Source organism: Bradyrhizobium sp. 21, from assembly GCF_023073335.1.
In the GTDB taxonomy this organism is placed as follows: Bacteria; Pseudomonadota; Alphaproteobacteria; order Rhizobiales; family Xanthobacteraceae; genus Bradyrhizobium.
In genome coordinates, this window is record NZ_JADPJG010000031.1 from 134,477 (window position 1) to 158,211 (window position 23,735).

Below are 23,735 nucleotides of genomic sequence, written 5' to 3' on the forward strand. Positions count from 1 at the left end.
GCTCAAAACGTTGGGGAATCCGCGCCGGCGCCAATGCCGGCCGTGAGTGATTGCATCGATGCTCGATTCCGAGACCAAGGCCGTCGAAACGCCGGAGGACCACGCCGAAGAGCTTCGGCTGTGGCTGCGTCTGCTCACTTGCACGACCCTGATCGAGGGCGAGGTTCGCGGCCGGTTGCGGCAGCGCTTCGATGTCACGCTGCCCCGTTTCGACCTGATGGCGCAGCTCGACAAGGCGCCCGACGGCATGACGCTGTCCGACGTCTCCAAGCGCATGATGGTTTCCAATGGCAATGTCACCGGCCTAGTCGAGCGGCTCGTGGAATCCGGCCATCTCGACCGTCGCACCTCGGAGACGGACCGCCGGGTTCAAGTGATCCGGCTCACCAAGCTTGGACGCGCCGAGTTTCGCAAGATGGCCGCGGAACACGAGACCTGGATCGCCGATCTCTTCGCCGATTTGACGCCGAAGGATGTGCGCGAACTGATGCGGCTCCTGGCCAAGACCAAGGCGTCCGCGCAGAAATCGGCTGCGCGCCGCCGGCCTTAGTCCCCCGGGCGGGGCAGTCGGCCTATCCCTTTGCCACAGGAAAAAGCACGGGATGCCCAAAATCCGCTATTGCGCCAAATTGCTTTAAGCCTAAAATGTTTCCAAGATAGTGCTGCCGGGTGCTTTCCATGCGCAAAGGAGCGTGCGATGGCCAACGCCGCCAAGATCCAAGTGTCGGGCTCGCATGACGGCAACGCTGCGACCGCCCATGTCGATACATTCGCGCGGCAACATCTGCCGCCGCCTGAGCTCTGGCCCGAATTCATCTTTACGCGGCCGGAGCTGCGTTATCCGCCGCGATTGAACTGCGTCAGCTATTTCGTCGATCGCTGGGTCGAGCAGGGGCATGGCGACGCGCCTTGCGTCATCAGTCCCGCCGTCAGCTACAGCTATCGCGAGCTGCAAGCGCTCGTGAACCGCATCGCAAACGTGCTGGTCGGCAAACTTGGTCTCGTAACCGGCGGACGCGTGCTGCTGCGCTCGGCCAACAATCCCATGATGGTCGCGACCTATCTCGCGGTGATCAAGGCCGGCGGCATCGTCGTGGCGACCATGCCATTGCTGCGCGCCAAGGAGCTGTCCTATCCGATCCAGAAGGCTGAGATCACGCTCGCGCTCTGCGACGGAAAACTCTCCGACGAGATGGAGAAGGTGAGAGCTGCAGCGCCCGGTCTCAAGCGGGTCGTTTATTGGGGCAACGGCGCGACGGACTCGCTCGAGGCGATGATCGCGGACGCAAGTCCCGAATTCAGCGCCGTCGACACCGCCTCCGAAGATATTTGCCTGATCGCCTTCACGTCGGGCACGACTGGCGATCCCAAGGGCACCATGCACTTCCACCGCGACATGCTGGCGGTCTGCGACGGATATGCGCGCAACATCTTGCGCGCGGAGCAGAAGGATCGCTTCGTCGGCTCGGCGCCGCTTGCCTTTACGTTCGGTTTCGGTGGCGTGCTGTTTCCGATGCATATCGGCGCCTCCTTCGTCGTTCTGGAGAAGACGTCGCCCGACGACATTCTGAATGCGATCGAGCAATACAAGACCACGGTCTGCTTCACTGCGCCGACCGCGTACCGGGCGATGATCGGCAAGCTTCCGGGCCGCGACATTTCCTCGCTCCGCAAATGCGTGTCCGCCGGTGAGACGCTGCCCAAGCCGACATTCGATGCCTGGCTCAAGGCGACCGGTATCAAGCTGATGGACGGCATCGGTTCGACCGAGCTGCTGCACATCTTCATCAGTGCGACCGAGGACGAGATTCGCCCCGGCGCGACCGGAAAGCCCGTGCCGGGTTATGAAGCAAAGATCGTCGACGACGCCGGCAACGACGTGCCGCCGGACACTATGGGATTCCTTGCGGTGCGCGGGCCGACCGGCTGCCGCTATCTCGCCGACGAGCGGCAGCGCAAATACGTCCAGAATGGCTGGAACATCACCGGCGATACTTACCTCATGGATAGCGACGGCTATTTCTGGTACCAGTCGCGCTCCGACGACATGATCGTGTCGGCGGGTTACAACATCGCGGGTACCGATGTGGAGGCCGCGTTGCTGACACATGAGGCGGTTGCCGAGTGCGGCGTCGTCGGCGCGCCGGACGAGGCGCGCGGGATGATCGTGAAGGCCTATGTCATTGCCGCACCCGGCGTGACGCCGGACGCCCAGCTCGTGGCCGCGTTGCAGGAGCATGTCAAACGCGAGATCGCGCCGTACAAATATCCGCGTGCGATCGAGTTCGTGACGCAGCTACCGAAGACCGAGACCGGCAAATTGAAGCGCTTTGCCCTGCGCCAACTGGCACAGGCCGCAGTGACGTCCTCTGGCGTCGCGGCGGAATGAGAGAAGGATAGAAAATTGTCCGTGACGACGCCGAAAGGCCCGCACCTCGCGGTGCTGCCGACAGCAGCCGGAGATGAAACCCGCTCAGGAGCGCAGGTGCTCCAGCCGTCCGGCTGGCCGGTGCCGAAAGGCTATGCCAACGGCATGGCCGCCGAGGGCCGCATCGTCGTCACTGGCGGGGTGATCGGCTGGGATGCAGAGGAGCGTCTCGCGGACGGCTTCGTCGCGCAGGTGCGCCAGACCCTTCGCAACATCGCCGAGATCCTCGCGGAGGCCGGTGCGCAGCCCGAGCATTTGGTGCGCCTGACCTGGTACGTTGTCGACATGGACGAGTACCTGGCGAACCTGAAAGAGCTGGGCAAGATTTATCGTGCCATCTTCGGCGCGCACTATCCTGCGATGGCTCTCCTTCAGGTCGTCCGGCTGGTCGAGAAAGCGGCGCGCGTCGAAATCGAAGCCACCGCCGTCATTCCCCGCTGAACCGCAGCCTGCTTCAATTTGCCTTGGCGAGGTCGCCGTCCTCGGGGCTTGCGCGCGGTTAATCCTCAGGCTCCGCATTCGGCGCAAGGTCGGCGGAGCGGAAGGGCTTGGCCTCGTCCAGTTTCCGGTAGGCCTTCGAAGCGGTTCGCAACAGCTTCTTTTCCCGCTTGCGATCGAGAAAGCGAATGCCCGCCTCCGGGACGGCCTCGTTCAACGACGCGGCCAGGGTCTGCCCTCGGGCGTCATCGTTCAGTTGTCCGAGGGACTTTTGCGCCTTGCGCAATTGCTTGAGGATCGACTTCTGTTTGGTCAACGAATCGTCGGCGAACAAATCCTCGAGCGATTCGATCGAATAGGTCAGCCGCTTGTTGAGAAGCCGCAGCTTGTGCCGTTTCTCGACGTCGAGCTTGCGGAGTTTTCGCGCCTTCTTGAGCAGCGTCGTCTCCCAATCGGTGAGTTGCTCCGTCGCGTGGTCGGCGAGCGAGCAGCGGCGCAATCGGATGGCCTCCTTGCTGCGCCGGGTCGACCAGGGGCCGCTCTCGATCCAGGCCGATGTCTGCTCGACGAGACGGCGATACCGCGCGGATTGCAGCGCGCGGGCCAGCAGGCGGTGGCTCTCGGCGCGCTTCTCATCCCAATGTTGGAGCTCGGCAATCACGGTCAAATCGCCGCCGCTCTCGGCGATGACCCGCTCGATCGCCACGTCGAGGTCCCGCACCATCCCGAGCTGGCTGTTCAGCCATTTCAGCTCGGCCCACACCTGCGGCCGTAGCGCGTCATCGACCATCGGCGAGAAGAAGCCGACGGCAGTGCGCAGATGCGTCAGCGCGATCCGGATCTGGTGCAGCGCCTCCGGGTCGCCGCCGCATGTACCGTCATGCTGGGCGAGGACAGCGTCGAGGTGGCGGCGCGCGATGATCCGAAAAGCCGTATCGCAGGCCATGCCCGGGCTGAGGCGGCCGGGCAGGGCATTGCTCCTCGCCGCGGGCTTGGCGCGCGCGGTCGCCGTCGAACTCGTGCTGGGTCGCGCCATCCTTGCCCGCGTCAATCAGATTGCCTTATTTGCCCGCTGCGATCGCGTCCCGGCAATTCTGGAGCGTCTGCTCTTGCGTCCCGGATGCATCGATGGTCGCCCAACCGACATGGCCGATATTATAGTGCTCTTGCCGCGCGGCAACCTCTTGCGTGGCGTCGGATGCGTCGCCCCGGCGGCCTCCGATCCGCGCCTGACGGGTCGCGAGGTCCGCAACCAGAAACAGGCCCCTCAGCGGCACGTTGTGTGCGCGTGCCAGTGCGGCGACCGCGTCTCGTTCGTCCTCACGGGCGAAGACGCCGTCGATGATCGCCGAATGGCCTTGCGCCAGCACCCGCCAGGCGTCCTGAGCCAGCATTCCGTAAACGCGGGCCGTCACCTCCGGCGTGTATGCGGATGCCGGCAGCCGTTGCGTCTCGTCGACCCCGAACATTTTCTTGCGGACGAGGTCGCTGCGCAGCACGACAGCCCCCGGCTGCGGCGTAACGTCCGGCGCGAGCGCGCGCGCCAAAACCGTCTTTCCAGTGCCTGACAACCCGGCGACCGCAATCAGCCGGGGAGCGGAGGGGTGGATCAGCTCCCGGGCGAGGCCAAAATAGCGCCGTGCGTCGTCTACGATGCCGGGATCATCAGAATGGGACGGCTTCAGCCGTGCCAGGGCCACCTGGGCGCGGATCGCCGCGCGGACGGACATGAACAGCGGCAATGCGGAGAGCGCGTCGAGATTTTCGGGCGGCGTCGCTGCGAGATACCGGTTCAGCACGAGGTTGGCCGCGCGTGGTTGATCGTGGCGCAGCAGGTCCATCAGCGTGAATGCGAGATCGTAGAGCACGTCGATGGTTGCGATCCGAGCGTCGAACTCGATGGCATCGAACAGCACCGGTTGTTCGTCGATCGACACGATGTTCGCAAGATGCAGGTCGCCGTGGCAGCGGCGCACGAAGCCCTGACGGCCGCGCGCTACGAGCAGCGGTCGGAGGCGCAGGAACATTGCGAGCGAGGCGTGGCGGAGCTGTGCAATCTCTTCAGCTTCGAAATGGTTGCCGCTCCGCAGGCCATCGCTGTTGCCGTCGATCAGGCCGGAGATGGACGCAACCCATGCCTTGCCGTCGGCGCGGAGCGCCGGCGCATGCGAAGCCACGATCGCGTCAGCGGCAGCCGAGGCGAGGCTGGCATCCAGCGGCCCGGCCTTGGCCAGATGGTCCAGCGTCCGGCTCTCGTCGAAGCGCGACATGTCGACGGCATATTCGATCGGTCGGCCGTCGCCGCCGATCTTCACAGATCCGTCCGCCTCTTCCGTGATCGCCACGACGCCGTGATAGATCTGCGGCGCCAGCGGCCGGTTGATCCGGATCTCCTCCTCGCAGGCCGCCTTGCGCTTCTCGAGCGTTGAATAATCGAGGAATGGAAACCTGACCGCGCGCTTGATCTTCAGCGCGCGCTTGCCGTCGAGGAAGACTGAAGCGGCGTGGGTATCGATCCGCCTGACGCCGGAATGCACCGCGGAGGCTGTCAGAGCCGCAAAGATCCGGTCCTGGGTCGCAGAATCGTCTGTCATTCCAGCTGGCACATCCAGATGTTTCGAAAGGCGGTCGGCCGCCGGTCAGGTTAACCCTTAGGAGGTGATCGCGGCCAGTCCTTGACTTTGGTCAACGCCTGTCGCCGGCTGACCGGACGGTGCTCTAAAGGCTTGACGAGGATCAAGCATCCCGACCAAGCCGGGTCTATTCTGGCGGCCAAGGAGAATCCCGATGCCCATCAAGAACGTCTTTCTGCCGCTCGTCGGCCAGCCGCGCGGGCCGGCCCTTGCTGCGATCGAGAAATGCGTAGCCGTTGCCGCCGATCTCGGCGCCAGGATCACCGCGCTCGCAGTCGAGGAGGATGTTTTCGTGCGGCCGAAGGTGGTGCTGCCGTCTGATGCGGAATCCGTCGAGGCCACGGGCGGGCGCGAGGTGAGCGACATGCAGCAACTCCTGAACGCCTTCACCAACGCAGCCGCCCGCGCCAACATTCGCGCTCAAAGCCGATCGGCCAAGGTGCCGACGGACCAGATCGCGGCAATCCTGGCCGAGCACGCGCGTTTCAGCGATCTCACGCTGGTGCCCGTGAGGTCTCACGACAGCCGAACGGAGCGGATCGTCGAAACATTCCTGTTTGAATCCGGCCGGCCGCTTCTGCTCTGTCCGGAGGATCGCGTAGAGGAACTTCGCCCGGAATTCGAGAACGTCGTGGTCGCCTGGGATCACTCCGCCCGCGCCGCGCGCGCGGTCGGCGACGCGCTGCCGATCCTGCAATCTGCTTCTTCGGTCCGCGTGGTGACCGTGGCAGAGGACAACACGGAGGCGATCACGCAATCCGGCACAAGTCTCGTCCATCATCTCAGGGAACACGGGATCTACGCGTCCTTCGAAACGGTGAAGGGCGGTGGAAGCTCGATCGGCAAAGTGCTGGGGACCTGGGCTCAGTCGCATAAGATCGACGCCATCGTCATGGGCGCCTACCACCATTCGCGCCTGAACGAGATCGTCTGGGGCGGTGTGACCAAGACTGTCATCGGCCAGCCACCATGCTGGGTAATGATATCGCACTAGGTGCGTTCACCCAAAATCCGAGCTAGCTTCGCGACTGTCGGACTCCTCGCCCGATCGGACGATTGTAATCATGTCGACCTACCGCCTGAAACACCTGCTGTCGCCCAAGTCGGTCGCACTTGTCGGTGCGAGCTCCCGTCAGGCGTCCGTGGGGCGCGCCGTTCTCGACAATATTCGGAAGGCGGAATTCAAAGGTCCGTTTGGTCTGGTGAATAAGCGCCACGCCCAGATTGACGGCATGGCTGCGGTCAGCAGCCTGGACAAGCTGCCTTTCGTCCCTGAACTGGTCGTCATCACCGCGCCGGCGCACGAGGTTCCCGGCATCATCGATCAGGCTGGGCACCGGGGCTCGGCGGGCGCCCTGATCGTCTCGGCCGGGCTCGGTCATGGATCTGGATCTCTGTGCGAGGCCGCAATCGCTTCGGCGCACAAATACGGAATGCGCCTGATCGGGCCGAACTGCCTGGGCATCATGATGCCCGGGGTGAGCCTCAATGCAAGTTTCGCCGCACACATGCCGGGAGCGGGGAATCTTGCGCTGATTTCGCAATCGGGTGCGATCGCGGCCGGCATGGTCGATTGGGCCGCGCAGCGCGGCGTCGGCTTCTCCGGCATCGTCTCGATCGGCGATCAGATCGACGTCGACATTGCCGATCTGCTCGACTATTTCGCGATGGATCACAAGACCCGCGCGATCCTGCTCTACATCGAAGCCGTCAAGGACGCGCGCAAGTTCATGTCGGCCGCGCGCGCCGCGTCGCGCGTGAAGCCCGTGGTCGTGGTGAAGTCCGGCCGAATGGCGCAGGGCGCGAAGGCGGCCGCCACCCATACCGGCGCGCTCGCGGGCGCCGACGCCGTCTATGACGCGGCGTTCCGGCGCGCGGGCGTCCTGCGGGTCTCCGATCTGCGCGAGCTGTTCGACTGCGCCGAGACGCTCGGTCGCGTCGAGTCGCCGGCGGGAAAGCGCCTCGCCATTCTGACCAATGGCGGCGGCATCGGCGTCCTCGCTATCGACCGATTGGTCGAGCTCGGCGGCATTCCGGCAACCATCTCGGCGGACGCCCGCAACAAACTCGACAGCGTGCTGCCGCCGACCTGGTCTGGCGCAAATCCCGTCGACATCGTGGGCGACGCCGATGCCTCGCGCTATGCGGCGGCGCTGGAGGTGCTGCTCGCCGATCCCGACAACGATGCGGTCCTCGTCCTCAACGTGCAGACCGCGATTGCCTCGGCTGCCGATATCGCAACGATGGTGACCGAACGAGTCAAAGCATATCGCGAGAAGCACCGCAGTTGGGCCAAGCCCGTGCTCGCCTCGTGGATCGGAGCAGACCAGAACATCATCGAAACACTGTCCGGCGCTGGCATCCCGAACTATCCGACCGAGGATGACGCCGTGCGTGGCTTCATGTACCTCGTGAGGCACCGCGAACTCGTGGAGGAACTGAGCCAGGTTCCACCGGCGATGCCCGAGACTTTCGTGCCGGACGCACGTGCTGCGAAGCAGATCGTAGCTGCTGCCATCGCAGACGGCCGCCAATGGCTTGAACCCGTCGAGATCAAGCACCTGCTCGAAGCCTACGATATCGCGATGGTGCCCACATACGCCGCGGCCGATGTCGAGCAGGCGGTGGCCCACGCGGAAGAAATCCTCGCGCAAGGCGCCACCGTCGTGCTGAAAATCATGTCGCGCGACATCGTCCACAAATCCGATGTCGGCGGCGTCGTGCTCAATCTGACGACGGTCGAGGCGGTGCGCGCCGCCGCCACCGACATTATCGCTCGGGCAAGAAAGCTGCGTCCCGAAGCTCGCATCGAGGGCGTCATCGTGCAGGCGATGGTCGTCAAGGCCAAGGCGCGCGAGTTGATCCTGGGCCTTGCCGACGACCCGACCTTTGGAGCCGTCGTCGTATTCGGCCGCGGCGGGACCGCGGTCGAGATCATCAACGACAAGGCGCTGGCGATGCCGCCGCTCGATCTGCAATTGGCCCGCGACCTGATCGGCCGCACGCGGGTGTCACGGCTGCTTCGCGCTTACCGGGACGTGCCGGCAGTGAAGCCGGACGCCGTTGCCATGGTGCTGGTCAAGCTTGCGCAGATGGCCGCCGACATCCCCGGGATCCGCGAATTCGACATCAATCCGCTGCTGGCGGACGAAACCGGCGTGACCGCGGTCGATGCCCGCGTCGCGGTCGGGCCGCCGCAACGGAAATTCGCCGGCTCAGGTCCTGCCAATTTCGCCGTTCGGGCCTATCCCTCGCAATGGGAGCGCCGCCTCGCGCTCAAGGGCGGCTGGCGCATCTTCGTGCGGCCCTTGCGTCCCGAGGACGAGCCGACCATCCACGAATTCCTGCGTCACGTCACGGCGCACGACCTTCGTCTGCGTTTCTTCGCCCCGATGAAGGAGTTCACCCACGAGTTCATCGCGCGTCTGACCCAGCTCGACTATGCGCGTGCGATGGCCTTCATCGCGTTCGACGAGGTGACCGGCGAGATGGTCGGCGTGGTCCGGCTCCATTCGGATTCGATCTATGAGAGCGGCGAATACGCGATCCTGCTGCGGTCCGATCTCAAGGGCAGGGGGCTGGGATGGGCCCTGATGCAGTTGATCATCGATTACGCAAGGTCGGAAGGACTGAAGGCCATATCGGGTGACGTGCTCCAGGAGAACACCGTGATGCTGGAGATGTGCCGGCAGCTCGGCTTCGAGGTAAAGCCGGATCCGACCGAGCCGGATATTCGCGACGTCAGGCTGAAACTCTGAGCGCGCCCGCTAGGGGCGCGCTTCAGCCGAATTTGCGGAAGCGGAGGCCTTGGCCGTCCTCCGCAAATTCTTGACGAGGACCGCAATCAGCGGCACCAGCACCGGCACGACCGTGCTGAGCGGATGATGCACGGCGCCCGACACCTCGGCCTGGAGGGCGCGCGCCTCGAGCTGAAGGGCTTCAATGGAGGCGCCGTGGATCTCGTTGGCGAGTTCGATGTCACGGCCTGACGGGGGACGTCCGGCGACGAAGAAGAGGAGCCCCGCAATGACGAAATTGATCGTGCCGAGAGCGGCAGCCGCCGCAACTGCACTCCAGATCTGAACCAGCGCGAAATAGGCGGACAACTCCAGCATCAGGAGCCCGAACGCGGCAATCAGCGCCGCAAAGGTGCGCAGGCCAAGGCCTGTCAGCAGGTGGCGCAACCTGATGTCAGCGATGATCCTGTCGGTGCGCCAGAGTACGCGCAGATGTTTGACGACATTTTCCGTGTTCACCTAGTGCCTCCGCAGCATGAACCCGACGACCACGCCGAGCGCGAAAGCCGAGGCAAGCGATGTGATCGGGCGGTCCGCAATGAGGCCCTGAAGCTGCTCCTGCTCCTCGTCGACGGTCTCGCCGAGTTCGGTGAGCGCGGCCCTGATCTGGTCGGCAAGCGCCTCGGCGCGGTCTTTCGAGCTGTCGAAGATTTCCTCGCCGGAGGTGCTCAGCAAGCGCGTGACGTCAACCTTCAGCGCGCGCAGCTCTTCGCTCATCCTGTCGCTGTCAAACATGAATTTGATATCCCCATTGAATGGAAGCGAACCTAAGACCCACCGGCGCGGCCGCGCTTGATTTGCGTCAAGGGGGGCGCGGCCCTGGTCTTGAGACAGGTCAAGCCGGCCGCCACACGCTGGCCTAGAAATAGCGGCTGAATGGGGATCCGTTGTCCCGATGAGGTGGAAGCGTGAACTCCGAACCGCTGTTGCTGGCGACGCCTTCCGGCGATGTGCTCAAATTGCGCCCGGAAGGGCCTTGGACCGCCGCGAACGTGTCGGCGTTGGAGACATTGTCCCGGTCGGTCGGGGCGAATGTCGATCAATCCAGAGCCGTGACGCTGGACATGTCAGGCGTCAGCGCGCTCGACACGCTCGGCGCCTGGGTCTTGGAAAAGCTGTCGCGCAGGGCCTCATCATCCGGCAGATCGGCCGAATTTATCGGTGTTGCCGACCATTTCAGTGGTCTGATGGACGAGGTGCGGCAGGTCAACCGCCACACGCCGCCGCCGTCGCCCGCACCGAACCCTGTTCTGCTCAGGCTGAACGATCTCGGCAAGTCCACGGTCGGCGCGCGCGAAGACCTCACGATCTTTCTTCAAATGCTGGGCGCCTTGTTCATGGCCGTGATCGGCGTGCTGCGCCGGCCGCGCTCGCTGCGGCTGACGTCGCTGGTGTATCAGCTCTACCGCATCGGCTGGCAGGCCATCCCCATCGTCGTGCTGATCACGTTCCTGATCGGCGCCATCATCGCCCAGCAGGGCTTCTTCCATTTCCGCAGGTTCGGCGCGGAGTCCTACACTGTCGACATGGTCGGCATTCTGGTGCTGCGCGAGCTCGGTGTGCTGATTGTCGCCATCATGGTCGCCGGCCGCTCGGGAAGCGCCTACACCGCCGAACTTGGCTCGATGAAGATGCGCGAGGAGATCGACGCACTCTCGACCATGGGGCTCGACCCCGTCCACGTCCTGATCCTGCCGCGGATTGCGGCCCTGGTCATTGCGCTGCCGATCCTTGCCTTCATCGGATCGATCGCGGCACTCTATGGCGGCGGCCTGGTTGCGCAGTTCTACGGCGGCATGGCGCCGGCGATCTATATCGCGCGGCTGCACGAGGCGATCTCGGTCGCCCATTTCGAGGTGGGCATCCTGAAGGCGCCGTTCATGGCGCTGGTGATCGGAGTAGTCGCCTGCAGCGAGGGCTTGCGCGTGAAGGGCAGCGCCGAGTCGCTGGGACGACAGACCACGACGTCGGTGGTCAAGTCGATCTTCCTGGTGATCGTGCTCGACGGCCTGTTCGCGATCTTCTTTGCCTCGATCGGAATGTGACGATGGCCGAATCGCAAGAGCAGTTCGCGATCCGCGTCCGCGACCTCGTGGTCGGCTTCGGTCGGCAGACCGTGCTCGATCATCTGTCGCTCGACGTCCGCAAGGGTGAGATCCTCGGGCTCGTGGGGGCGTCCGGTGGCGGCAAGTCGGTGCTGATGCGAACCATCATCGGCCTCATCCCACGCCAGGGCGGGACCATCGATGTCACGGGACGGCCGGTCGGCGGCCGCACCGAAGGCGCGGCCACGACATGGGGGATCCTGTTCCAGCAGGGCGCGCTGTTCTCCTCGCTGACGGTCCGGCAGAACGTCCAGTTTCCGCTTCGTGAAAATCTCGTCCTGTCGCAGGAGCTGATGGACGAGATCGCGATCGCCAAGCTCGAGATGGTCGGGCTGCGGGCGCAGGACGCCGATAAATATCCGGCGGAGCTATCCGGCGGCATGACCAAGCGCGTGGCGCTGGCGCGCGCGCTCGCGCTCGATCCGCCGATCCTCTTCCTGGACGAGCCGACCTCGGGCCTCGATCCGATCGCTGCGGGCGATTTCGACGCGCTGATCGGGACACTGCAAAAGACCCTCGGCCTTACCGTGTTCATGGTCACCCATGATCTTGCGAGCCTGACCACGGTCTGCGATCGCGTCGCCGCGCTCGCCGACGGCAAGATCGTGGCGATCGGTCCGATGCGCGAGCTGCTGCAATCCGAGCATCCCTGGGTGCGCGCCTATTTCCATGGCAAGCGCTCGCAGATGCTGCAACACGAGATGAGATGAGACATGGAAACCCGCGCTCCCTACGTGCTGATCGGCAGTTTTGTGCTGGCCGCGATCCTCGCGGTGTTCGGCTTCGTCTATTGGCTGAACAACACCGGTGGTATCGGGCCGCGCACGACCTATCACGTGCAATTCCAGGGCCCGGTGCCCGGGCTTCTGGTCGGCGCCGGCGTGCTGTTCAACGGCATCCGCGTCGGCGAGGTGACCCAGCTCGGGCTTGCGCCGGACAATCCACGCTTCGTCAATGCGACGATCTCGGTTGCTTCAACCACCCCGGTACGCGCCGACAGCAGGGTCGGGCTCGATTTCCAGGGGCTGACCGGCGTACCGGTGGTGACGCTTGAGGGGGGCATCATCGTCGCCAAATCCGGCGAGCCCCCGACCTTGATCGCCGAGGCCGGTGCGGGCCAGAGCATGACGCAGGCCGCGCGCGATGCGCTGCGGCGGGTCGATACCGTGCTGGAAGACAATTCGGGCCCGCTGAAGGACACCATCGCCAATCTCAAGACCTTCTCGGACGGGCTCGCGCGCAACACCGGCAAGATCGACGGCATTTTGGCGGGCCTGGAGAAGATGACGGGTGGCGGAACGCCAGCGCAGAAAGTGACCTACGACCTGCGCACGCCGCAGAACCTCGGTCCGGCCGGCAAGACGCTCTCGGCGTCGCTGGCCATTCCCGAGCCCACAGCGGTCGCCATGCTCCAGACCCAGCGCATGCTGTTCGCGCCTGGTGGCGACAATCCGGGCTTTGCCGACTTCCTCTGGGCCGACAGCATCCCAAAACTGGTGCAGGCGCGGCTGATCGACAGTTTCGAGAACTATGACATCGCCCACGCGCCGTTGCGCGCGGCCGATCTCGGGCAGGCGGATTACCAGCTCCTGATCGACATCAGGCGCTTCCGCATTGCCACGGAGGGGGAGACACGGGTCGAGATCGGACTGTCGGCTCGGATCGTCGACAAGAACGGCAAGGTGATCGCCTCGCGTCTCGTGGAGACCAGCGAAAAGCTCGACAAGGTCGAGCCGGCCGCGGCGGCCGCAGCATTCGATCTGGCCTTCACGCGCATCGCGAAGGAGCTGATCGGCTGGACCGTGCAGGCGGTATGACGCCTGCTATTCCAGGGTCTTGAGGTAAGACAGGAGATCGTGGATCTGGTCCGGACTGAGCTCGAAGGCCGGCATGTCGGCGTGGCCGGTGTTGATGCCCTCGGCCAGCGCCTCCCCAAGGCTCTCGATGGGGTAACGCTGGTGCCAAGTCCGCAGCGGCGGTGCGATCTTGAGCGGACTGTTCGACGCACGGTCGATCGCGTGGCAGCGCGCGCAACTGGCGCGCGCAAAGGTCTTGCCGCGTTGTTCGGCGGTCGGGGCCGCCAGGGCAGGCGTCATCAGAAGCAACCCGATCAACCCGTGACGCAGCGTTCCTTGCAGCATGTAAAGTGGCCCCGTTTAATCTGGGAGAAGAATAGGGCGGGGATTCCCTCCAAAATTGATCTGGGTCAACCGCCTTTGGCGCAGTGCAGTAAAATGCATCCGCGCGGCGGAATGGGCCTGATGGGCAGCCGGCGCTTGGAGCGATCGATGAAGCCCGTGGTCACGATTGAGCCGAACTGGCAGCTCTGCAGCGATTGCGCCGTCCGCGCATCAGCGGTTTGTTCGTCGTTGGATGCGGTCGAGCTTCGGGAATTCGAGCATCTCGGCCGGCGCGTCCATTTTTCCTCAGGCGAGACTGTGTTCTCCGAGGAGGACGTCACCACCTCGTTCTACAATCTCCTCGAGGGCGTCATGCGGCTTTACAAGCTGCTGCCCGACGGCCGCCGGCAGATCGTGGGCTTTGCCTTGCCCGGCGATTTCCTGGGGATGAATATTTCGGGCAGGCACAATTTTTCAGCCGATGCCATCGGCGCGGTGACCGTATGCCAATTCGCGAAGGTACCCTTCGGCCGTTTCATCGAGGACCGGCTGCACCTCCTCAGGCGGATCAACGAGCTGGCAATTCGCGAGCTGAACCAGGCCCGGGACCACATGGTCCTGCTCGGTCGCCGTTCGGCGGACGAAAAGGTTGCGGCCTTTCTGCTCGGCTGGCGCGAGCGGCTGGTCTCGCTAAAGGGGGCGTCGGACACGGTTCCGCTTCCGATGAGCCGCCAAGACATCGCCGACTACCTCGGCCTGACCATTGAGACCGTCAGCCGCACCTTTACCAAGCTGGAGCGCCACGGCGTGATCGAGATCATTCATGGCGGGATCAGCCTGCTCGATCCGGCGAAGGTCGAGGCCTTGGCCGCAGCCTGATTCCGACGCAGTGCCGCTCGATTTTGATCGGGATCAATGCATTCGGCCGGGTAGCCCGAATAATGCCCGAAACCACAGGGGAGGGCATCATGCCGGCTGACGCGTTGCTTATGAGCATCTTTGTCGTGGCGATCTTTGTCACATTCGCCGGGGCACTGGTCTGGGCAGACCGGCAAACCAGTGCGGGCCACCTCAAGTCAGACGTCAAGCGTCGAAGCTCCTGAGATCACCATCGCATTTTGCGGCGCGCGCGGCGCGGGCTACGCCGTGCAGGTCCGGGAGGGTTAGCAGCGCCTCAACGCAATGCGGCTTGCGGTGTTTGCAACTCTGCATGGTCCGGGGCGCATTGGCTCATCCTTCGGCTGCCGGCTTCGCGCCTCACCGCGGCATTTTTCGCCGCGTTTGCCTCAAATCGAGAGCATGCTTTCCGGTTGAAAAACTGGGCTACACTGACTACGCAGGGATCTCAGTGCCTCGCAGTCTTAGGAGCCCAGTGGCGTGCCTCAGGACAAGACCGGCGACGACCCCCGACAAGCGGCGGGGAATAAATTATCGGTCCTGCGCAAGCACCCGATCTTTGCGGATCTGGAGCCGGAGGCGCTGGATCAGCTCTGCCGTTACGCCAAGCACACCACGGTGAAGCGTGGCGCGACGATCGCTGCCAAGGGTGATCCCGGCAACAACCTGTTTGCGGTGATCACTGGGACGGTGAAGATTTCCTCTTCGTCGCCCGACGGCCGTAACGCCATTCTCAATCTAATCGGTCCCGGAGAGATCTTCGGCGAAATCGCGGTGCTCGACGGCGCTCCGAGGTCGGCTGATGCGACCGCCAACACCAATTGCGAGCTCTACATCATCGATCGCCGGGACTTCCTGCCGTTCGTGAAGAGCCAACCGGCGCTCGCAATGAAATTCATCGAGCTGCTCTGTGCGCGCCTGCGCTGGACCAGCCAGCAGGTCGAGCAGGTGATCCTGCAAAATCTGCCGGGCCGGCTCGCGAGTGCACTGCTCGGCCTGACCGAAGAACGCAAGTTCGACTCCGGCAGCGGCACGCTCGCTATCACGCAGCAGGAGATCAGCGAGATGGTGGGGATGACGCGCGAGAGCATCAACAAGCAATTGCGCGCCTGGGCGGGCCGCAACTGGGTTCGCCTCGAGCACGGCGCCATCGTCGTGCTCGACATGGAAGCCTTGCGCGAGCTCGCCGAGAGCGGGCTCGACAGCTAGCTGTCGATGATCGCGACGGCGCGGGTCCAGCCCGCGGAGGCCCGCTCGATCTTCACCGGAAAGCACGAGACCGTGAACCCGGTCGAGGGCAGCTGGTCGAGATTGTGCAGCTTCTCGAGATGGCAATAGCCGATGTGCCGCCCCGCCTTGTGGCCCTCCCAGATCAGGCCGGCATCTTTTGTTTCTGCATATTTCTTCGCGGTGTAGACGAACGGCGCGTCCCAGCTCCAGCCGTCGGTGCCGGTCAGCCGCACGCCGCGTTCGAGCAGGTACATGGTGGCCTCATAGCCCATGCCGCAACCGGAGTTGACATAGTCGGTCTGGCCGAACTTGGCACCGGCGCCGGTGTTGACGACGACGATCTCCAGCGGCGACAGCGTATGCCCGATCCGCCTCAACTCCTTCTCGACGTCGTCGGCGCTCGCCACATAGCCGTCGGGCAGATGCCGGAAGTCGAGCTTCACGCCGGGCTGAAAGCACCATTCCAACGGCACCTCGTCGATCGTCCATGACCGCTCGCCGCGGTTCATGGTCGGATGGAAGTGCCAGGGCGCATCGAGATGCGTGCCGTTATGGGTCGACAGCGAGACCTGCTCGACGGCCCAGCCCTGGCCATCCGGCAAATCCTGCGCCTCGAGCCCCTCGAAGAATTGCAGCATTCGCGGCAGGCCCTGCTGGTGATCGATGTACTGGATCGTCGGGTGATTGCCCGGCGGATCGGCTGTCACGTCGTTCCTGAGCGGCACGGAGATGTCGATCAGCTTCCGCGGCATGGGCATCCCCCCGGATAGTTGGTTTGTTTTCGGAGCATCTTGTGGGGGCCGCACCGGCGCCGTCAAGCGATGCGGACGAACGCATCCCGCGGCGGGCAGCCATGTAGATTCGGGAAAAGCCGACCCGCCCGCCGATTGCATCCTCGGGGTCGCCTGATCCATCGATGCAACTCTAGCATTGATCGATGCCGGATTTGGCTTGGACTCAGAATGCCGCTCGCCCTAGGGACGACATTGGCGCTTGACTTCCCACCTGAAGTGGAGCGACCCAAGGCGGCCCGCAGCATCTGCCCAACGATATAATCACCTCAGGAGGAAGCCCAGATGAAGACACTCACCGGCATCATCGCAGCCGCTCTGCTCGCGGTCTCAGCCCCCTTGGCGACCGCACGCGATTTCCGTTCCGCCGACATCCACCCCGCCGATTATCCGACCGTCGAGGCCGTCAAGTTCATGGGCAAGCAGCTCGCAGCGGCGAGCGGCGGCAAGCTTGGCGTGAAGGTGTTTCCCAACGGCGCCCTGGGCTCCGAGAAGGACACCATCGAGCAGCTCAAGATCGGCGCACTCGACATGATGCGGATCAACGCATCGCCCTTGAACAACTTTGTGCCGGAAACCATTGCGTTGTGCCTGCCCTTCGTCTTCCGGGACACGCAGCATATGCGTACCGTCCTCGACGGGCCGATCGGCGATGAGATTCTGGCGGCCATGGCGCCCGCAGGCCTGGTTGGCCTTGCCTATTATGACAGCGGCGCCCGGTCCATTTACACCGTCAAGGCACCGATCAAGTCGCTCGCAGACCTCAAGGGTCTGAAGATTCGCGTCCAACAGTCCGATTTGTGGGTGGGCATGATCCAGAGCCTCGGGGCCAACCCGACGCCGATGCCGTATGGCGAGGTCTATACCGCGCTCAAGACCGGTCTGGTGGACGCTGCCGAGAACAACTGGCCTTCTTACGAATCCTCGCGCCATTTCGAGGCCGCCAAGTTCTACAACGTCACCGAGCACTCCCTGGCGCCCGAAGTTCTCGTGATGTCCAAGACGGTCTGGGACACGCTGAGCAAGGAGGATCAGGCGATGGTCCGCAAGGCGGCCAAGGAATCGGTGCCCGTGATGCGCAAGCTCTGGGACGAGCGTGAGCAGGCGTCCCGCAAGACCGTCGAAGCCGCCGGCGTCCAGGTCGTCACGATCGCCAACAAGGCGGAATTCGTCGACGCCATGAAGCCGGTGTACGACAAGTTCGCCGGTGACGAGAAGCTGAAGGGCCTCGTCAAGCGAATCCAGGACACGAAATAGGACATCGCGTCGGTCCGGCGTCGCCGCGAGGCGGTGCCGGGCCCGCGCAAGGTGACGCGCAAGGAGACCTGGATGACAGACCCACACGTCGCAAGCCACGAACAGGAGGCGGGACGCCCGTCGACTGTCCTGTTGTCGCGGATCAATGCCGTCGTCGCGCGCGCGGGGATGTACCTGTCGGTGACCGGACTGCTCGTTATCGTCACCATCGTCTTCTACCAGGTGTTCGGACGTTACGTGCTCAATTCCAGCCCGACCTGGACGGAGAACCTCGCGCTGGTTCTGATCCTCTATGTCACGCTGATCGGCGCCGCTGTCGGCGTCCGCGATGCCGGGCACATCGGCATGGACAGTCTGCTGGTGATGCTGCCGGATCATGTGCGAGAGAAGATCGAGCTCGTGATCCACGTCCTGGTGGCCGTGTTCGGCATCGCGATGGCCTACAATGGCTGGATCCTCGGAGCGTCGGTCGGGACCGTGAAGATCCCCAATCTCGGCCTGCCTGAGGTCATCCGCTACGTGCCGCTGATCGCCTCCGGCGTCCTGATCGTCTCCTTTTCAATCGAGCACATCATTGCACTCCTGCGCGGCGAAGAGGTCGTCCCCTCATGGAACTGATCATTCTCGGCGCCACTTTCTTCGGCTTTCTCGTCCTCGGCGTACCGGTCGCCTTCGCGATCGGCCTCTCGGCGATCTGCACCATCCTCTACGAAGGTCTGCCGGTCGCCGTCATCTTCCAGCAGATGATGTCCGGGATGAACATCTTCTCCTTCCTCGCCATCCCGTTCTTCGTCTTCAGCGGTGAGCTGATGCTGCATGGCGGCGTCGCCGACAAGATCGTGCAGCTCGCCAAGAATCTCGTGGGGCACATTCGCGGCGGGCTCGGCATGTCGAACGTGGTCGCCTGCACGCTGTTCGGCGGTGTCTCCGGCTCGCCCGTGGCCGACGTGTCGGCGATGGGGGCGGTGATGATCCCCATGATGAAAAAGGAAGGCTTCGACACCGACTACGCCGTCAACGTCACCACCCATGCCTCGCTGGTCGGAGCGCTGATGCCGACCAGCCACAACATGATCATCTATGCGCTCGCCGCCGGCGGCAAGGTCTCGATCGGTGCGCTGATCGCCGCCGGCTTGCTGCCGGCGCTCGTGCTGATGGTGTGCATGCTGGTCGCCGCCTACGGGGTCGCGGTGAAGCGAGGCTATCCGGCCGGCAAGTTTCCCGGTTGGCCCGCGGTTTTTCGCTCGTTCGCGGCCGCTCTGCCCGGCCTTCTGATCGTCGGCATCATTCTGACGGGCATCCTGTCCGGCGTTTTCACGGCAACCGAATCCGCGGCCGTCGCGGTCACCTACACGATCCTGCTGACCTTCTTCATCTACCGCACCATGACCTGGCCGAACTTCCTGCGCGCCGCGGCCAAGGCGGTGAAGACCACCGGCGTGGTGCTGCTGCTGATCGGCGTCTCCACCATGTTCCAATATCTGATGGGGCTGTACGAGGTCGCCGACCTCGCAGGCGAGATGATGAGCAAGGTATCCCAGCAACCCTGGGTCATCTTCCTGCTCATCAATATCATCCTGTTTCTGCTCGGCACGTTCATGGACATGGCCGCGACGATCCTGATCTGCACGCCGATCTTCCTGCCGATCGCGATGAAGGCGGGCATGGATCCGGTGCAGTTCGGCATGCTGATGCTGATCAACTGCGCGCTGGGGCTGAACACCCCGCCGGTCGGGACGACGCAGTTCGTGGGCTGCGCCATCGGCGGCATCTCGGTTGGGGCGGTGATGCGCACCATCCTGCCGTTCTACGCCGCCCTGATCGCAGCTCTGATGTTCGTGACCTACGTCCCCGCGTTCTCGCTGTGGCTGCCCCGCCTGCTGATGGGCTACAAGGGATAGCAGCAACGCAGGGAGAATCCGTCCGTGACTGACTATCGCAAGCTCTTCGACCTCACCGGCAAGACGGCCGTCGTGCTCGGCGCCGCATCCGGCATCGGCAAATCGTCGGCCGAGGCGCTGGCCGGACTCGGTGCTCGAATTGTCTGCGCCGATCGCGCGCTTGATGCGGCGGAAGCAACCGCCGCCGGCATTCGCGAGCAGGGCGGCTGGGCCGAGGCTGCTCCGTGTGACGCCGCGAGCGCTGCGGACGTTAATGCGCTGGCCAAGACCGTGATGCAGAAATTCTCACGGCTCGACATCGCGGTGACGACCCCCGGGCTCAACATTCGCAAGACCATCCTCGACTACACCGAGGAGGATCTCGACCGCGTCCTCAACCTCAACGTCAAGGGCACGGTCTGGTTCTTCCAGGCCTTCGGCCGCATCATGGTCGAACAGAAGGGCGGCAGCATCATTGCCTGCTCCTCGGTGCGCGCTGTGACCATCGAGCCCGGCCTTGGCGTCTACGGCTCGACCAAGGCGGCGATCGGCCTGCTGGTGAAGGGCTTTGCCTCGGAGGTCGGCCGCTCCGGCGTGCGCGTCAACGCGATCGCGCCGAGCATTGCCGAGACCGCGCTGACCGGCCCGTTCAAGCAGCGTCCCGACATCTACAATCTCTACGCCGGCCACACGGTGTTCAACCGCTGGAGCAGCGCCGACGAGGTTGCCACGGCGGTGGCCTATCTCGCCTCTGACGCGGCGAGCTATGTCAGCGGCAGCACGCTGTTCGTCGATGGCGGCTGGACCGCCGTGGACGGTCCGCCGACAGGTCTAACCCAGTTGCACAAATAGGGCGGCCCGCATCTAGCCGGCAAAGCCCATGCGCTGGCGCAATTCCTTCCGATCTGCACCGGTCAGCAGCGCGATCAGCGTGGCCGCCTCTTGCGGATGCGCGGCGCGCGTGGTCACGCCGGCCGTGTACATGGTCACGAGCTCGCAACTTGGTGGCAGCGCCCCTGATAGCGCGATGCCCTCGGTCGCGATGATCTCGGTGGCCTGCGTGCATCCGATCGGCCGCGTCGCAGCGGAGGCCGCGAGCTCCCGCATGGCGGTCGCGCCATTCGGAAAGATTTTCAGGCGCGAGGCGACCTCATAGGCGATGCCGAGCTGATCCAGCACTTTCGCGACATGTTGCCCGGCGGTCGAAGCCTTCGTATCCGGGACGAAAATCGCGTCGGCGCTGCGCAGCACCTCGCGCAAATCGGCCTCGGTCTTCACGCTCACCTTGGGATCGCGGCTGCGGACTGCCAGCGCCGTCTCGACCCGCCCGACATCTGTGATCGAGGAGAGAATGACGAGCTTCTCTTCCGCGAGCTTTGCAAGCAGCGCCTGCGTCAGGATCACGAGATCGGCCGCCGTCCCCGCGCGCAGCTTGTCGGCCATCATGCCGACCGCGCCGAACTCGCCGTCGACGCCGAAGCCGGTCAGTGCCTTGAAGGGCTCGCTGAGACTACGCACCAGGCCCTGCGCAGCCCCGCCGCTCAAAACATTCACTGTCGTCACGATGCAAGCTCCATGGCTGCGATGATCTTGGCGCGCGTGATCGGCAGGTCGCGCACGCGGACGCCGAGGCAGTCGAACACGGCATTCGCGATCGCCGCTGTCACCGGGCCGTGGGCGGCCTCGCCGGCACCGACCGGCTCGATCTCCGGCCGCTGGATGATCTCGACATCCACTGCCGGCACCTCGCTGAAGGTCAGGATCGGATAGTCGGTCCAGGACGTCGATGTGATCCGCGTCCGGTCGAAGCGGATGCGCTCCTTCAGCACCCAGCTCGTCGCCTGGATCGCACCGCCCTCGATCTGATTGATGACACCATCCGGATTGATGGCTTCGCCGACGTCGACAGCAAGCGTCAGCCGCTTGACGCGGATGTCATCTGTGCCTTCGATCTCGGCAATCGCGGCGCAATAGGCGCCCGTGTTCTTGTAGCGGGCGAAGCCGACGCCATGACCAATGCCAGACCGCTTCTGCGGTTTCCATGCCGCGCGTCGTGCTGCGGCGCGGATGACGTTCGTTGCCCGCTCGTCGCGCAGATGCCGCAAGCGAAATTCGATCGGGTCCTCCCCGCGCAGCGCGGCGATCTCGTCGAGCAGGGACTCGATGGCGAACACATTGCCTTGTCCGCCGAGTGTCCGCAGCGCAGAGGTGCGCACCGGCATGGTCAGCAGCCGGTGGCTCATGACCGTCCAGGCCGGAAGGTCGTAGAGCGGAACGGAGTTGCGGTCGCCGCCGCCGCCGTTCGCAGCGGCGGGGTTCGTAGAAATCATGCGCGGGTAGGGGTTCGCAATCTCGGTTGCGGCCAGCAGCGCAGGCTGTGCCGCGCGCCCCGGCCGCGCCGCATGGCCGTTGCTCCAGATCGCATGGCGCCAGCCGACGATCTCGTTGTCCGGGTCGAGATCGGCCTCGATCTCGATCGCCATCGCGGCGCCAAACGGTGCGTGGGCCATCTCGTCATGGCGCGACCATTGCACCCGAACGGGACGGCCGCCGGCCGCTTTCGCCAGCAGCACGGCATCGAGCGCGACGTCGTCGGCGGCATTGTGGCCGTAGCAGCCGGCGCCCTCCATGTGCTCGACGACGATGTTTTCGGCCGGCAGCTCGAGCACGATCGCGAGATCGGCGCGGAGCAGATAAACGCCCTGGCTGTGCGTCCAGACATGGACGCGATCGCCGTCCCAGCGCGCCATGGCGCAGGATGGCGCGATCGAGGCATGCGCGATGTAGGGACGGGTGTATTGCCGGCGGAGTGTGTGCGCAGCTTTCTTCGTCGTCGCCGCTCCTCTGGTGTCGATGATGGTCGTCTCGACCGGCTGGCTCTTCAGGAATCCTGCGAGATCATCTTCATCCGGCAGCGGTTCGCCGGCGAACCATGTTGCGCCCTTGCGCAAGGCCTTCAGCGCAGCTTCCGCCGCCGCCTCGCTCTCGGCAACCACGCCGGCAAAGCCGCCGTCCCGGACGATCGCGACGATGCCGGGAACGGCGCGCGCGGTCGTTTCGTCGAGCGCGATCAATTTGGCGCCCGAGACGTCCGGCCGCAGCACGCGTCCGTGCAACAGGTCTGGCAGCGCACAGTCATGGATGAAACGCGGCCGCGCGAACACCTTGTCGGGAATGTCGATGCGCTGGACGGAGTGTCCGGCGATGGCGCGCCTGGCGACGCTCTTCGCTATCGTGCCCGCCGCCGCCTCGTGGTCGAGCGAGACATCGCCAGCAAGTTCCCAATAGCTGGTCCTGATATTGCCCGGGCCGGAGATCGTGCCGTCTTCGATATTGAGCAGCGATGCATCGACGCCGAGACGCTCCGATGCCGCAGCGAGGAAGCGCTGGCGGACCTGGGCGCAGGCATGTCGCAGCGCGCGGCCGGACTGCTGGATTGAGAGGCTGCCCGAGGTGACGCCCTCGTTCGGGCTGGCCGCCGTCGTGGCGCGGATCATCTCGATCCTGGAGATATCGAGGTCGAGCTCGTCCGCGGCGATCTGGGCCAGCGCCGTGACGATGCCCTGGCCGATCTCGACCTTGCCGGGCGAAATCGCCACACGGCCGTCGCCGGTGAATTTTATCCAGGACGACAGTCTTGGATTGGCCACGAGGCTGACGGGCAGTTTCGGAGCAGGGGATGGCGCACTCATGACGTCGCCATCTCCGAGGCCGCCCGCAGCACGGCGCGCACCATGCGATTGTGTGATCCGCAGCGGCACAGATTGCGATCGAGCGCCGCTTTCACCTCCACCTCCGTCGGCGACGGGTTGCGCTTCAGCAGCGCCGCCGCGCTGATCAGGATCCCGGAGACGCAATAGCCGCATTGCATGGCCTGTTCGACGATGAAGGCGCGCTGCAGCGGATGCGGTGCGTTCGCTGTGCCGAGGCCTTCCACCGTGACGACGTCCTTGTCCGCGACCGACCACATCGGCATGTCGCAGGAGGCCATCGCGCGGCCGTCGACCATGACATGGCAGGCGCCACACTCACCGGCTCCGCAGCCGAAATGCGGACCGGTGACGCCGAGCCGGCCGCGCAGCACATCGAGCAGCGTCTGATCGGGATCAGTATCCACGAACGTGGCCGTGCCGTTGAGCTGGAATTGAATTGTCGGCAT

The 23,735-nt window shown here is 64.5% G+C and carries 23 protein-coding genes; 14 read left to right on the top strand and 9 right to left on the bottom strand.

Going from position 1 to position 23,735, the window contains the following annotated elements; genetic code table 11:
• The first annotated feature begins 58 nt into the window (after nt 1-58).
• The 3 genes from IVB31_RS24675 to IVB31_RS24685 all read left to right on the top strand — a co-directional run bounded on the left by IVB31_RS24675 (nt 59) and on the right by IVB31_RS24685 (nt 2,869).
• Entirely contained in the window at nt 59-550 is a 492-nt protein-coding gene (locus tag IVB31_RS24675; protein WP_247328839.1) for a MarR family transcriptional regulator, read from the top strand.
• Nucleotides 551-697: 147 nt separating this feature from the next.
• On the top strand, nt 698-2,389 hold the full coding sequence (locus tag IVB31_RS24680) for a benzoate-CoA ligase family protein (RefSeq protein WP_247328843.1): 1,692 nt from the start codon (nt 698-700) through the stop codon (nt 2,387-2,389).
• A gap of 15 nt (nt 2,390-2,404) precedes the next feature.
• Nucleotides 2,405-2,869 carry a RidA family protein gene (locus tag IVB31_RS24685; RefSeq protein WP_247328845.1) on the top strand — a complete coding sequence of 155 codons (465 nt, stop codon included), beginning with the start codon at nt 2,405-2,407 and terminating at the stop codon, nt 2,867-2,869.
• 58 nt (nt 2,870-2,927) lie between these two features.
• Here the strand turns inward: IVB31_RS24685 and IVB31_RS24690 are convergent, their stop codons facing one another.
• Both IVB31_RS24690 and IVB31_RS24695 read right to left on the bottom strand, forming a co-directional pair.
• On the bottom strand, nt 2,928-3,902 hold the full coding sequence (locus IVB31_RS24690) for a CHAD domain-containing protein (RefSeq protein WP_247328847.1): 975 nt from the start codon (nt 3,900-3,902) through the stop codon (nt 2,928-2,930).
• Nucleotides 3,903-3,927: 25 nt separating this feature from the next.
• Complete coding sequence (locus IVB31_RS24695; protein ID WP_247328849.1) at nt 3,928-5,460, bottom strand: bifunctional aminoglycoside phosphotransferase/ATP-binding protein; 1,533 nt, start codon at nt 5,458-5,460, stop codon at nt 3,928-3,930.
• Between the two features lie 193 nt (nt 5,461-5,653).
• On the opposite strand from IVB31_RS24695, the gene IVB31_RS24700 reads away from it, so the two are divergent.
• Entirely contained in the window at nt 5,654-6,493 is an 840-nt protein-coding gene (locus IVB31_RS24700) for a universal stress protein (RefSeq protein ID WP_247328852.1), read from the top strand.
• Nucleotides 6,494-6,563: 70 nt separating this feature from the next.
• The gene (locus IVB31_RS24705) at nt 6,564-9,257 is read left to right on the top strand and encodes a bifunctional acetate--CoA ligase family protein/GNAT family N-acetyltransferase (protein ID WP_247328854.1); all 2,694 of its coding nucleotides are present in this window, start codon (nt 6,564-6,566) and stop codon (nt 9,255-9,257) included.
• Between the two features lie 9 nt (nt 9,258-9,266).
• On the opposite strand, the gene IVB31_RS24710 is transcribed toward IVB31_RS24705, so the two are convergent.
• Both IVB31_RS24710 and IVB31_RS24715 read right to left on the bottom strand, forming a co-directional pair.
• Nucleotides 9,267-9,755 carry a phage holin family protein gene (locus tag IVB31_RS24710; protein WP_247328856.1) on the bottom strand — a complete coding sequence of 163 codons (489 nt, stop codon included), beginning with the start codon at nt 9,753-9,755 and terminating at the stop codon, nt 9,267-9,269.
• Complete coding sequence (locus tag IVB31_RS24715; protein WP_247328858.1) at nt 9,756-10,031, bottom strand: hypothetical protein; 276 nt, start codon at nt 10,029-10,031, stop codon at nt 9,756-9,758. It abuts the gene before it with no gap.
• Between the two features lie 173 nt (nt 10,032-10,204).
• On the opposite strand from IVB31_RS24715, the gene IVB31_RS24720 reads away from it, so the two are divergent.
• Genes IVB31_RS24720 through IVB31_RS24730 form a run of 3 tightly spaced genes read left to right on the top strand, consistent with a single transcriptional unit; the run spans nt 10,205 to nt 13,218 of the window.
• On the top strand, nt 10,205-11,341 hold the full coding sequence (locus IVB31_RS24720) for an ABC transporter permease (RefSeq protein ID WP_247328860.1): 1,137 nt from the start codon (nt 10,205-10,207) through the stop codon (nt 11,339-11,341).
• Between the two features lie 2 nt (nt 11,342-11,343).
• Entirely contained in the window at nt 11,344-12,111 is a 768-nt protein-coding gene (locus tag IVB31_RS24725) for an ATP-binding cassette domain-containing protein (protein WP_247328863.1), read from the top strand.
• 3 nt (nt 12,112-12,114) lie between these two features.
• The gene (locus IVB31_RS24730; protein ID WP_247328866.1) at nt 12,115-13,218 is read left to right on the top strand and encodes an MlaD family protein; all 1,104 of its coding nucleotides are present in this window, start codon (nt 12,115-12,117) and stop codon (nt 13,216-13,218) included.
• Nucleotides 13,219-13,224: 6 nt separating this feature from the next.
• Here the strand turns inward: IVB31_RS24730 and IVB31_RS24735 are convergent, their stop codons facing one another.
• Nucleotides 13,225-13,542: a cytochrome c gene (locus IVB31_RS24735; protein ID WP_247328869.1), complete on the bottom strand. Its 318-nt coding sequence runs from the start codon at nt 13,540-13,542 to the stop codon at nt 13,225-13,227.
• Nucleotides 13,543-13,689: 147 nt separating this feature from the next.
• Here IVB31_RS24735 and IVB31_RS24740 point away from each other — a divergent pair, with 147 nt between their 5' ends.
• The gene (locus IVB31_RS24740) at nt 13,690-14,400 is read left to right on the top strand and encodes a helix-turn-helix domain-containing protein (protein WP_247328873.1); all 711 of its coding nucleotides are present in this window, start codon (nt 13,690-13,692) and stop codon (nt 14,398-14,400) included.
• A 498-nt stretch (nt 14,401-14,898) separates the two neighbouring features.
• The gene (locus IVB31_RS24745) at nt 14,899-15,627 is read left to right on the top strand and encodes a Crp/Fnr family transcriptional regulator (RefSeq protein ID WP_247328876.1); all 729 of its coding nucleotides are present in this window, start codon (nt 14,899-14,901) and stop codon (nt 15,625-15,627) included.
• On the opposite strand, the gene IVB31_RS24750 is transcribed toward IVB31_RS24745, so the two are convergent.
• On the bottom strand, nt 15,624-16,400 hold the full coding sequence (locus IVB31_RS24750) for a cyclase family protein (RefSeq protein WP_247328879.1): 777 nt from the start codon (nt 16,398-16,400) through the stop codon (nt 15,624-15,626). The genes IVB31_RS24745 and IVB31_RS24750 overlap by 4 nt on opposite strands.
• A 324-nt stretch (nt 16,401-16,724) precedes the next feature.
• On the opposite strand from IVB31_RS24750, the gene IVB31_RS24755 reads away from it, so the two are divergent.
• The 4 genes from IVB31_RS24755 (at nt 16,725) to IVB31_RS24770 (ending at nt 20,428) form a co-directional block, all read left to right on the top strand.
• A complete protein-coding gene (locus IVB31_RS24755) occupies nt 16,725-17,696 on the top strand; it encodes a TRAP transporter substrate-binding protein (protein WP_247328882.1) in 972 nt (323 codons plus the stop codon).
• Nucleotides 17,697-17,768: 72 nt separating this feature from the next.
• Nucleotides 17,769-18,314 (top strand): TRAP transporter small permease, encoded by a 546-nt coding sequence (locus IVB31_RS24760; protein WP_247328884.1) that lies wholly within the window; start codon nt 17,769-17,771, stop codon nt 18,312-18,314.
• Entirely contained in the window at nt 18,305-19,597 is a 1,293-nt protein-coding gene (locus IVB31_RS24765) for a TRAP transporter large permease (RefSeq protein ID WP_247328886.1), read from the top strand. The genes IVB31_RS24760 and IVB31_RS24765 overlap by 10 nt, the downstream gene beginning before the upstream one ends.
• A 24-nt stretch (nt 19,598-19,621) precedes the next feature.
• On the top strand, nt 19,622-20,428 hold the full coding sequence (locus tag IVB31_RS24770) for an SDR family oxidoreductase (protein WP_247328888.1): 807 nt from the start codon (nt 19,622-19,624) through the stop codon (nt 20,426-20,428).
• A gap of 12 nt (nt 20,429-20,440) precedes the next feature.
• On the opposite strand, the gene IVB31_RS24775 is transcribed toward IVB31_RS24770, so the two are convergent.
• Genes IVB31_RS24775 through IVB31_RS24785 form a run of 3 tightly spaced genes read right to left on the bottom strand, consistent with a single transcriptional unit; the run spans nt 20,441 to nt 23,735 of the window.
• A complete protein-coding gene (locus IVB31_RS24775; protein WP_247328890.1) occupies nt 20,441-21,139 on the bottom strand; it encodes a substrate-binding domain-containing protein in 699 nt (232 codons plus the stop codon).
• Nucleotides 21,136-23,268: a molybdopterin cofactor-binding domain-containing protein gene (locus IVB31_RS24780; RefSeq protein ID WP_247328892.1), complete on the bottom strand. Its 2,133-nt coding sequence runs from the start codon at nt 23,266-23,268 to the stop codon at nt 21,136-21,138. The genes IVB31_RS24775 and IVB31_RS24780 overlap by 4 nt, the downstream gene beginning before the upstream one ends.
• On the bottom strand, nt 23,265-23,735 hold the full coding sequence (locus IVB31_RS24785) for a (2Fe-2S)-binding protein (protein WP_247328894.1): 471 nt from the start codon (nt 23,733-23,735) through the stop codon (nt 23,265-23,267). Before IVB31_RS24785 ends, IVB31_RS24780 begins: the two co-directional genes overlap by 4 nt.